At 39.5% G+C, this 10,887-nt stretch carries 12 protein-coding genes; 3 read left to right on the top strand and 9 right to left on the bottom strand.

Going from position 1 to position 10,887, the window contains the following annotated elements:
- The first annotated feature begins 554 nt into the window (after window positions 1-554).
- The gene (locus ACFIM6_RS03245) at window positions 555-878 is read left to right on the top strand and encodes a hypothetical protein (RefSeq protein ID WP_375611633.1); all 324 of its coding nucleotides are present in this window, start codon (window positions 555-557) and stop codon (window positions 876-878) included.
- Between the two features lie 918 nt (window positions 879-1,796).
- On the opposite strand, the gene ACFIM6_RS03240 is transcribed toward ACFIM6_RS03245, so the two are convergent.
- From ACFIM6_RS03240 to ACFIM6_RS03215, 6 genes are all read right to left on the bottom strand, one after another.
- The gene (locus ACFIM6_RS03240) at window positions 1,797-2,963 is read right to left on the bottom strand and encodes a DUF6990 domain-containing protein (RefSeq protein WP_375611632.1); all 1,167 of its coding nucleotides are present in this window, start codon (window positions 2,961-2,963) and stop codon (window positions 1,797-1,799) included.
- 12 nt (window positions 2,964-2,975) lie between these two features.
- Entirely contained in the window at window positions 2,976-3,350 is a 375-nt protein-coding gene (locus tag ACFIM6_RS03235) for a hypothetical protein (RefSeq protein WP_375611631.1), read from the bottom strand.
- A gap of 380 nt (window positions 3,351-3,730) precedes the next feature.
- Window positions 3,731-4,021 carry a hypothetical protein gene (locus ACFIM6_RS03230; protein ID WP_375611630.1) on the bottom strand — a complete coding sequence of 97 codons (291 nt, stop codon included), beginning with the start codon at window positions 4,019-4,021 and terminating at the stop codon, window positions 3,731-3,733.
- Between the two features lie 23 nt (window positions 4,022-4,044).
- Complete coding sequence (locus ACFIM6_RS03225) at window positions 4,045-4,623, bottom strand: hypothetical protein (RefSeq protein ID WP_375611629.1); 579 nt, start codon at window positions 4,621-4,623, stop codon at window positions 4,045-4,047.
- A 292-nt stretch (window positions 4,624-4,915) separates the two neighbouring features.
- On the bottom strand, window positions 4,916-5,449 hold the full coding sequence (locus ACFIM6_RS03220) for a hypothetical protein (RefSeq protein ID WP_375611628.1): 534 nt from the start codon (window positions 5,447-5,449) through the stop codon (window positions 4,916-4,918).
- Between the two features lie 148 nt (window positions 5,450-5,597).
- Window positions 5,598-5,915 carry a hypothetical protein gene (locus ACFIM6_RS03215; protein WP_375611627.1) on the bottom strand — a complete coding sequence of 106 codons (318 nt, stop codon included), beginning with the start codon at window positions 5,913-5,915 and terminating at the stop codon, window positions 5,598-5,600.
- Between the two features lie 724 nt (window positions 5,916-6,639).
- Here ACFIM6_RS03215 and ACFIM6_RS03210 point away from each other — a divergent pair.
- A complete protein-coding gene (locus ACFIM6_RS03210) occupies window positions 6,640-7,203 on the top strand; it encodes an NADPH-dependent FMN reductase (RefSeq protein WP_375611626.1) in 564 nt (187 codons plus the stop codon).
- Window positions 7,204-7,221: 18 nt separating this feature from the next.
- On the top strand, window positions 7,222-7,737 hold the full coding sequence (locus tag ACFIM6_RS03205) for a short-chain dehydrogenase (protein ID WP_375611625.1): 516 nt from the start codon (window positions 7,222-7,224) through the stop codon (window positions 7,735-7,737).
- Between the two features lie 939 nt (window positions 7,738-8,676).
- On the opposite strand, the gene ACFIM6_RS03200 is transcribed toward ACFIM6_RS03205, so the two are convergent.
- The 3 genes from ACFIM6_RS03200 to ACFIM6_RS03190 form a co-directional block, all read right to left on the bottom strand.
- The gene (locus tag ACFIM6_RS03200; RefSeq protein WP_375611624.1) at window positions 8,677-9,252 is read right to left on the bottom strand and encodes a hypothetical protein; all 576 of its coding nucleotides are present in this window, start codon (window positions 9,250-9,252) and stop codon (window positions 8,677-8,679) included.
- A 10-nt stretch (window positions 9,253-9,262) separates the two neighbouring features.
- Window positions 9,263-9,637 carry a hypothetical protein gene (locus ACFIM6_RS03195; protein ID WP_375611623.1) on the bottom strand — a complete coding sequence of 125 codons (375 nt, stop codon included), beginning with the start codon at window positions 9,635-9,637 and terminating at the stop codon, window positions 9,263-9,265.
- A gap of 88 nt (window positions 9,638-9,725) precedes the next feature.
- Window positions 9,726-10,877 (bottom strand): DUF6990 domain-containing protein, encoded by a 1,152-nt coding sequence (locus ACFIM6_RS03190; RefSeq protein WP_375611622.1) that lies wholly within the window; start codon window positions 10,875-10,877, stop codon window positions 9,726-9,728.
- Window positions 10,878-10,887: the final 10 nt, after the last annotated feature.

Raw genomic sequence — 10,887 nt, 5'->3', positions numbered from 1 at the left:
AGAGGATGCACTCTAGCCCTCAAAAAGAGTGCATCCTTCCCCTCAACGGAGACCGCCTCAACCCTCATAAAGGCAGTATCCAATCTATAAGAGGATGCACTCTAGCCCTCAAAAAGAGTGCATCCTTCCCCTCAACGGAGACCGCCTCAACCCTCATAAGGCAGTATCCAATCCATGGAAAAGATGCACTCCGCCTTCAATAGAGTGAATCCTTCCCTTCAAGGGTTTTACTCAATTTTCATCGCATCTCATTTTTATGAACCCTCATTTTTATGAATCCTTGGTCAAAGGCACAAAAAGAAGTTTGCTAGCAACCATTGTATCACCCACCTTATGGGATTCCACTTGCCTACAGAGCTTTCAAACTTTTTTACGCCTTCATAAAATCGAATCTGAAAGAATTCATTAAGGCAATTAAGAGTAAATTTTGTCAAAATATAGACAAAGTTTATTCTTTTTTGTGATTGTTGTATTTTTACTATAGTTATTTAAATCGAATTTATATATGATACGTATCGATATTTATTTATCGAAATAAATATAGGAGAAAAACTATGAATATCAGATATTTTTTCATAGCTGGGGCTATTACAAGTGGTTTAGCTCTCGCGATTCAAAAATCTGATCGTATAGTCAATAAACAACCCTCTCCTATTGTTGCTCCTTATACTATTGATAAAACAAATTTACATTTTGTTAAACAAGTAAGGGACACATCGGATACATTGAATATACTGAGAGTCAGTAATAGAAGCGCATCAGAACAAGCATCAATCGACGATATATACGATAAAGCAGAAAATTTATTGAATGCACTAGCTGGTTTTTTAGGATCACTTATTATATATTTCGTACAACTTGTTGCTACTAGAATATAAGATACAAAAAGTTCTTAAAGTAAGGTTATATACATTTTGTATATATTGTAAAATTTAAATAAAAAGGCCCTTTATAAAATAGGGCCTTTTTTAGTTTAATTTTTCCTTTGTTTTAGTTTAGTTTTTATTGTGTTTTTATTTTTATTGGCCAAATATCATCGCCTTCAAAAGTGCCATTTTTACTTGTCTCACATCTCAAATGACAAAGGCTCTAACTCCCTAGCTTCGCTCCCATAGCACTTTAGTAAATAAGGGTCCGCAATCTTCTTGTTCTTCCCAAAAATTCTTCTGTTTTCAAGAAAATGACCATGCATCCCCTACGTCATCGAATTGGCTTCCAGATCTCCATGAAACAGACTGAAAAACACAAAAACACCATAACTTTTTATATCAATATCACCATACTGAAACACTGTTGAAGCTTAACAAGCGCTGCTTCATTGGCAAGGACTTCTTAGAAAGACAAAAAACACCTCAAAGGCAAAAGAGCTTAACACTGCTCAAAAATGCCATTTTTTGCCTTCCTCTCACCTCAAATGACAAAGGCTCTACCCTCGGCTCTACCCCCTAGCTTCCCTCCCATAGCACTTTAGTCAATAGAGCTTCCCCATAGCGCCTTTAGTCAATGGACCTTCCCCTCATACCGCTTAAATAAGGCGCTTGAATAAGCAATGATTTATGAGAATTTTCTAACAAAACAACAAAACCATCTTAAAGAAGAGAGTAGAATTTATAATTGATTTTTTCCCCTATTCTTGAGGATCAAGCCATTTCCAGTCTATTTTTTAAAATCTTGGCTATTATTCTTGATTTTTCGAGCCCTTTATTTTGCTCTGGTAAGAAAGGTGTGAAAGCGTCTCAATCATGGCGCTTTCACATCTTTTAAATAAAAGTGCTTTTCTTCAACAGGAGAATAAACTAATCAATTTTTATATCCATAAATGCGATTTTACCATCTTTAATATAAGTAATATCAGGAGAATGTTTTACCCCTTCTGCTGCAAAGACGCATGGTACATCACTCACAATATATCCTTGTTCCCTTAATTCTTGTTTTTTCTCCTCGACTATTTTTTTATGAAAATCTCGTTTTTGATTACACGTATCAGGGGGTCTCACTCTGAAAAACTGATAGTCCATGGCTATAGACCACTTCTCAGCAACCCGTTCCAGTAGATCGTAACTGAACTTTCCTTCCTTTTTCACTTCTTGAGCAATCACCATCGCGCGTTCCAAATGAACTTTTTCAATGGTTTCATCAAAGCCAAGCTTCTCCCCTGCCGTAAAACTTTCGTCATAAGAAGCTAAAGTCTCAACATCGCCCAGCAAAGCAAGAGCAGCAAGATGCAGCAAAGCATAAGGTGCAAACTCTACGTCAGCATCCGGTGCCCAAGATAAAGAGTCTTTTTCCCAAGGGGGAATACCATATTGAGAGCGAAACATTTCAAGCAAAGAATCATCTTCCATTGTCCATTTTAAAGTTGTATCGAGTGCTTTCTTTAAAAGCTGGACGCTCACTTTTTCTTCAAAAATTTCCAATCCATTGGACACAAAATTTATAAATACTGTTGGCAAAATCCCAGAATTATGCGGATTAATCGTCTGACAAGCCGCCGCAAAAATACCGCTCATAATTAAAAGCCCGCGATCAAACGGGGAAAATTCTTCCACGTGTTTTTCGTTATAAAGAAACTGCACTTCACGATCGGGTAAAAAGAGGGTTGCCAAATAATCTCCTTTTCCCTCGATGTCCACAGACCACCCCAAGCTTTTTAAAAGCGCTGTTGCACTTTCTATCGTGAGAATTTCATCATCATCATAACCGACAAAGGGTTCTTTTTCCTTTTCCTTTAGTTGCAAACGCCTCTCCTGCAGCACGGCTTCATCTTTCCAAAACTGCTGCGTTGCAAGATCATTTTCTTGAAGCACTCTTTCCAGCTCGCCTTTCACTTGGAAATTCATTTTCATCCGTTTAAAGACAGAGGTATAAAGAGCTAAAACAAGCATGATAATGATCATGCAAATAACAATAAATACCCAGAACTCGGGATCTAATAGAAATACGGCTATAGGATCAAAGTTCATGTTCCCCCCTCACTATTTACACAACCCGTGCGACAGAGAGCTTATGTGCTCTCGCACCGAGATTGCTTCTTCTAGTTTCTGAATATTTTTTTGCAACTCACCCGTCACTTTGGTGCGAAGCCGTAACATAACCGGAATAAAAATAATGACACAGACCGTTATGGCGACCGTTGTTTTAAAGAGAACGGCATGCACAACATATTGCCACCCTGTCAGCTGCCAATTTAATACACCTGGTATTTCTAGAACCATTCTCCACATGACAATGAGAACCGCAATAGCAAAGATAATTTTATAATCCTTTGCTGAGAGCAACACGTGCTGGAGCGAAAAAGAATGCGCTCCTTTATGCGTTTCTTGCTCTGATGCCCAATTTTGCTCCTTCATGTATTCCCCTCTCACTCTTTGAAAAGACCCCGTGTGACAGAGAGCTTATTTGCTATCACACAGAGATTGCCTCTTCTCGTTTCTGGATCTTTTTTTCCAATTTACGCATTATGATGATGCAAAACCCAAATATCACCGAAATCAAGAAAAGTACACAGGTCGTTATGGCTTACGTCATAATAAAAACTATAATATTCCTGCTACCTTGCTACCCTCTTACCTTCCTCACATTGCAAACAATAAAGATTTTCAAACCGTACCAATCTATAAACAATAGTCACAATTCAGCTTTTTCTTCCTAAAAATTCTCCTATTTTCAAGAAAATGACCCTGCATCCCCACTTCAATAGGATTCATTTCAAAGCTTGAATGAACAAGGCTCATAAAAATACGAAAACAACCCATATACCGCGCGCCCCTACGAGCAAAACCGTTCCTTCCTCACGCCTCAAACGATAAAGTAAGTCCCAAGCGCTCACTCTAGGCTCTAAACCCCATGGGCTCTTATTCCCTTTAATCAACACTGATCCATAATCGGCTTTTCTTCCACTCAATGCCACCCAACACTGCTCCTTTAAAGCAATGTTTACGGACACCCCATAAAAAACACCAAAACATATCAAAGGCAAAATGGTATAGAGAGCAATCCCTATAAAGGCTGAATCTCTCATAATTTCTTCATTATTTTTCCCTCTCATGACTTCTCAAGCGCTGTATCCTGTTCTTGCAAGACGTTTTTCAGTTCTTTTCTTAAACAGCGATACGTTCTCACCTGCTTAAAGACACCATAATAAAGTTGTAAAATCATCATAGGAATACAAGCAACCACCAATGTCACGCACATAAGCACGAGACCGAATATTGTAACAAGAATATCACTCCATTTTTCTCTATCGCCTTTTTTATACCAATCCTTTTGATCGGTTATTTTACCCCGTTGCTGGTTTATTTCTTTCAATTTTTGAGTATTTTTTCTCAACAAAAGCCACAATGTTATGAAGAGTATGTACAGAACTGGAAACAAGACCCAAACACACACTGTAATAACTTTCCAAAACGCATACAGAGAGAGAAAAAGAGGTGTATCCCACCACCCTGTCAAGTTCTCTTGGCTACCCAAAGATGAGAGAAAGAAAATCCTGTTGCACAACTCAATAATGAGCGAGAGGAACCAAATGACAACATGCTCTCGCACAGAAAAATAATCTTTCCCAAAAAAATAGCGTAGTTCATTATAAAATGCTGAATAAAATTCTGACTTTTTCCCCTTCATTGCTCTTCCTTTTTTTATGAAAAACGCATTTCTTTATCTCATGCCCGCTCTTTTAAGAACCACGAAAAGTGCGATGCATGGCGCTTCCCTTGTTTTCAACAAAAAACCCCAATTTTCTAAAAGCGTGGTTGCTCTTCCCAATGATTAAGAGCATCCTCCTCATTACAAACGAAAATAGACTCTCTTCTTTGCCTGATGATTTTCCAACCATCCCCTCTTCTTGTGTCACGAGAGCTTCTAAACATTGCCTCTTACCCCTCACGATAGCTACAAAAGCGCCTTGTCACTCTCTTTATCTTACGCGTTTTAATGCCCGTCTCACTTTACGATACGTTCTCACGCGCTTGAAAACAAAATAATAAAATTCTAAAATGAGCATGACAACACCCGCAGGAAAAAAGACGTTTAGCAGAAATATCAACCAAAAGTATACGATAAAAAAACAGATTATTTTTTCTCTATTGTTTTTTACTGGATTATTTTGTTGATCGATTGTGTGACCCCGTTGCTGGATAGCCTCTTCTAACTGCTGAATCTTTTTTTTCAACAAATACATTAAGATGAGATAAAGCACCAATAAAACAGGCATCAAGGCAACAACAACAACCATGATGACTTCACGCAGCACAAAGAGCGCCAAAAGAGTGCTATCCTGTGATACACTCAACGGCCACTTGGCTTCTAATGGAATCAAAAGAGCTTTATAACCTATCCCAACAAGGATAGAAATAAGACAAATAATCATATGATCTTTATAAGAACGAAATGATTTTCCAAAAAAAAGAGAGCACCGTTTGTTATAAAATGTGGAATTTTCCCCCTTCATTTGCTCTTCCCTTTTATGCAACTGTTTGTCCCTAACTTTTATAAGGACACGCATAATCTCTCAAGCACAATTGCATCCATTATGGTCAAACAGAATACCTCAGAGAATACTCGTATTGCATATTCATGTTGCCAATATTTTTGCCAATTCACGTGCTTGTTTTAAAGAAATCTCTCAACACTTGCAAACCAACGCGCATCACCCCCATTTCATGAACATCCCCCATGAAAGGGATAACAATAGCGCTCTCATGAATATATCCCCTTACTATAAACTCTATCACCCCTATTATTTCAATAAAAAATGTAATCCAGCACCATTCATATACGCCCCCTGCAGCCTCTACAATAGCCTTATCCTCCCCTTGCAACAAGCCATGCCATAACTCGTTCCTCAACACGGCCCCCCCCATTACCCTAAGGCTCCCGACAACAGCCATACCGCTCTGCCCCCTACAAACAGCCATACCGCTCTGCCCCTACAAACAGCCATACCCACTTGCCCCCTACAAACAGCCATACCGCTCTGCCCCTACAAACAGCCATACCACTGCCCCTACAACAGCCATACCGCTGCCTCTACAACAGCCTTTACCCGCACCCCCCCTACAAACAGCCATACCGCTCTGCCCCTACAACAGCCATACCGCTGCCCCCTACAAACAGCCCTATCTAGCTTCTACGATAGCCTTTATCCCTTGAAAAGACAGAAGCATTTTTATTCTTTTCTCTATTGTTTTCCGCCCACTTAAGACATGAAAAAAGCAACTTCCATTGATGCGCAAATTGATCGCGCAATAAGAGCATTTGAAATGAGAAAATCTTACAACTTTCTTATTCCAATTAAAAAGGATCAATGAACATTCAAAATATGACGATACATTCCATTTTTCATTAGAGTTCTTGCAAGCCAATAGCTTAGAATATATTCATAAAAGCGCTTCTAAGACAGAGAGACAGCCGCAATTCTTGAGATCAAGCATTTTAATATTAATGAAAGCACTAACATTCCCTTGCAAATTTGAGGTATTGTTTTGTCAACAATCTTGTTAGCATGGATTGATTCTATGATCATGCGATATCATCACAATTGCTCTTTATAAACAGCATAATGATACGCGCCATTTTACTCACACTTCTTTATAAGCCTTGCGTTATAGGCTTGTGGGGAAAAGATAAAGGAGAATCCTGTTGAATATAGCAATTATTTTGGGGTCTGTGCGTCAACCTTCCTTAACAAGAACTTTAGCCAGTTATTTAGCGGATTGCCTCATAAAGCGGGGTGCATCACTTCATTGGGTTGATTTGCGTGAACAGCCCTTGCCGATGACAGATCCCGATTATCATCAGCAGGTAGAGGCTAATCCAAGTGCTGCGGTCCGTGAGTTTGTCAAAACCATTGCCGCGGCTGATGGCGTTATTCTAGCAAGCCCTGTTTATCAAGGATCTTATTCGGGTGTTTTAAAAAATGCTCTTGATAATTTGAGCTATAATGCCTTTTTAAATAAACCTGTTGGACTTATCTCTCATGGGAGTACGGCCAAAAAATGCGCACAACCGTGTGAACATTTAGTGCCGGTGGTGCACACGCTTTATGGTTATACACTCCAATGTCAAATCGCCTCTTCCAACGAAGATTTTTCCTCAGATGATGAAGGTCGTACTTGGAAAGTTATAAGTGAAGAGGTACAAACCCGTTGTGAAAGACTTGCTGATGAAATGTACACATTTTTAAAGCAAAGAGGTGGGATTTAAAGTAATAAGGGAGGGGGCATGAAAAAAAAGGATGCGCACTATCGTTATTTAGTGGTAGGGGGCACAGGGATGCTAGCCCCTTTGTATCAATTACTAGAGCCGCAAGAAGTGATTATTGCTGCACGCTTTCTTTCCCATAAAGTCCAGCTTGAGGCATTGCACAACAAACAGTTGTGCGTGTCGTTGGATTATGATTGTGCGGCATCAAAGGCGCAATTTTTAGAAGCTGTGAAGCAATGGCATGATCTAAAATATTGCATATTATGGATTCATTCGCCCGCCTATGCATTTTCTTGCGCATTAATTGAGCAGTTGGCTCTTTTGCCTAAACCGCCATGTATTCTTCATATTTTTGGTTCCAACATGCATGATCAAATGATCCTCGAGTGCGCGCGCAAAAACAAGGTTGATTTTATCCCCATTCAATTAGGACAAAAAACAACGCCCAAAGGTTTACGATGGCTGACCCATAAGGAGATAAGCCAACAGGTACTGGATGCCATAAAAAACCATATGAATAAACAAAACTTATGATCAATACCTCTGCTTTGCAAAGAAGCAGTGCCCCTTCAATCTCTATCCATACCCGAACACCCTCTTGAATAGCCCATACTCTCCTTACATCATAGGCTTTGAGAACGAACAATCCCCCTCCCTTACGCCTCTAAACAGCATGCCTATATCAACAGCTCCAAAACCAAACGTTTTTCTAACCCTTCTCACACGGGCTTATCCCCCTCTCACAACCATCACGGCTCTTGAGCAACCACACACCTTTTTACAGTTCCACGTTTTTACAATTTTGCAAATTTACAGAAAACAACAAAACTTCCGATAAACCGCCCCATTAAAGCCTATACAAGCTTGTCACCAGCCTATTCATTGCCATCAACCCTTTTCCCCCAACGCCCTCCATTACCCCAATTCCCCATTACCCCATTCCAATTTTGACGCATTGCACAATCCAACCATTACGCCTCCATTGGCACCTTTTCTCCCCATATCCTCCCCACAACCATCACGGCTCTTGAGCAACCACACGCCTTTTTGCAGTTTCACGTTTTTACGATTTTGCAAATTCACAGAAAACAACAAAACTTCCGATAAACCGCCCCATTAAAGCCTATACAAGCCTATTACAAGCTTGTCACCAGCCTATTCATTGCCAACAGCCCTTTTCCCCCAGAGATCAGCGTAAAATGAGAAAAACAATCGATGCCCTCCTCCCAAGTCATGAAGCAATGGCATGATCTAAAACTTATGCCCCCCATGACACGAGCACTACATGCGCTTTTTCAGCGCTGCATTTAATTGTTTGGTAACCTTGTAATACGAGATCAAACGCTTGATAAAAGAAATATACAGTGCCACAATGGGTATTGTTAAGAAAAAATCAAAAACACCCCCCAGCAGAATGATCAAAATCACCGTCCAAAATGCCGCTATTTCGTAATGCATTTTATCCCCTTCCCTTTATAAATTGATTGATTGGGTTGCTTCAGTCACTTCTTCCAACTGCTGAATCTTCTTTTTCAATCGATGAGTTAAAATTTCACGAAGGATCACAACAACAGGGATCGTTGCAAAAATACATACCGATAAAAAAAACCAGAAAAACAAGAGAATGATAATATATTCAAATCTGCTCTCATCTACCTTAGCAGCTATCCCTTTAGAGAAAATCACATAGACATAAGCTTTGAAAAACATAATGATGAAAGAGAGGCATGCGTGGAGGATATAATCTTTGCGTGAAAAAGCGAGCCATTTTTTTAACGAATAGGAACTTATCTTTGTTTCTAGTGCTAAGTTTTGCGGCACTCTCTCTTTCCCTTTTCCGCTTTTTTCAAAGAAACAAAAACGCTGTGGATGTTCTTTCATCAAACCTCTTTGTTTTTTCACTCTGTAATAGAGCCTCAAACGCTTGATTAAAGAATAATAAGGCGCCACAATAATCATATTCACAAAAATGGCAAAAACTGTAACTGCATTTAGAAGAAAATATTCAACTGGCAGAAACAAAATAAAAAACGCGATCTCACCCCTCATGCGTATAACCTCATTGATTAATCTCTTGCTGCTTTATTTTTTCTTTTAGTTTTTTCTTTATTTTTTCCAATTTACGTTCTTTAAAACGACAAATCCCCCACAAAATAGGAAGGGGTGTGAGAAGACAAAACCATATCAACACTGGTAAGAGAAAAATAAGAGAACCAATTCCTTCCCATCTTGTCCATTGCAACGGCTGTACCAGAGACTTTGCACCCGCAGGAACTTCTAAAGCCATCATGATAAGACATGTACAAAACATGATAAAAAAGCGGTGCCCTATTATTTTACACCGTCCCACCCCTTTACGCATTTCCACTGAAGACACCATAAATTTTCTAAATGAAAAGAAAGACTCTTCAAATGTTGCTTTTTTCTCCTGCATTGTTCCCCTCTGCTTTTACGCTTCGCGCTTTTTACGCATTATTTTTAGGTTTAAGCTCTTTTTAAATTATCTAAACTCTTTATTTTTCTCAATAAATTTTTTCATCAATCCTAATTTCTACATCCATATATTCTAACTCCCCATCCTTTATGTAAAGAATATGAGGACGATAGTTTTTTCCATCAACTTCACAAATCGCGTCCTTTTCGTAAACAAAATATCCCTGTTGCCTTAATTCTTCTCTTTTTTCCTCGATCAAATTTTCATAAGAATCTCTTCTTCTATTGCACAAATTGGGATCTGTAGCTCTAAAACATTCATAGCTCTCTACCTCCATGGAAAAATCCTTTGCCGCCTGTTGAAGCAAATCGTAACTGGGTTGCTTTGTCTTTTCTACCGCCTGAGCAATCACCATTGCGCGTTCCAGATGCTCCTCTTCGATGCTTGTTTCAAAGCCCAGCTTCTCACCTTCCATAAAGCTTTTCTGATAAGAGTGTAAAGTTTCAACATCGCCCATCAAAGCCAGAGCCGCAAGATAACGCAGGGAATAAGAAGCCAACCGAGGGACCACAGTTTTGTTTTCCCAAGGCAGGATTCTATATTGAGAGTGAAGCATCTTGCCAAGATCAACCTCAGTCATTGCCTCATCTAAAGCTTTCTCGAGTGCACGACGTAAACATCCAACGCTTACCTTTTCTTCAAAAATTTCCAACCCCTTCACATCAAAACTCAATTCAAGAGCAACCAAGCCTCCAGAATTATAAGGGTCTATCGTTTGGCAAGCCGCCGCATGGATACCAGAAACCACTGCAATTGCACAATCAAATCGCGGATACCCCTTCTCAGCATTATAAAGAAACTGCACTTCACGATCTGGTAAATAATAGGTGGCCAAATGATCTCCTTTTCCTTCAATTTCCACCTTCCACCCCAAACTCTTTAAAAGCGCCGTTGCACTTTCCATCGTTAAGATTTCTTCATCAGAAAGAGAAAACTCTTTTTCCTCAGATAACGGCTTAATCATCGGCATTTCCCCACTAGACGGCTCAAAAACGACAGGTTGTTCAAGCACGCGGCTTAATTCTTTTGTCACTTGGCAATACAGCCTCACCCGCTTGAAAGTAGAGTAATACAATGCCCAAATAAACATCATGACCACGGCAGAAAGCAGCGTGAAAAGCGTCAAGCCCACACCCCACGAGAGTACAACAACAATATCCATTATTTTAATATCTATCATTTTCCCCGCC

Source organism: Bartonella sp. AA9NXGY (genome assembly GCF_042196845.1).
Classification (GTDB): Bacteria; Pseudomonadota; Alphaproteobacteria; order Rhizobiales; family Rhizobiaceae; genus Bartonella.
Note: the sequence above shows the minus strand (reverse complement) of the source record. Positions and strands in the feature narration are given on the sequence as shown.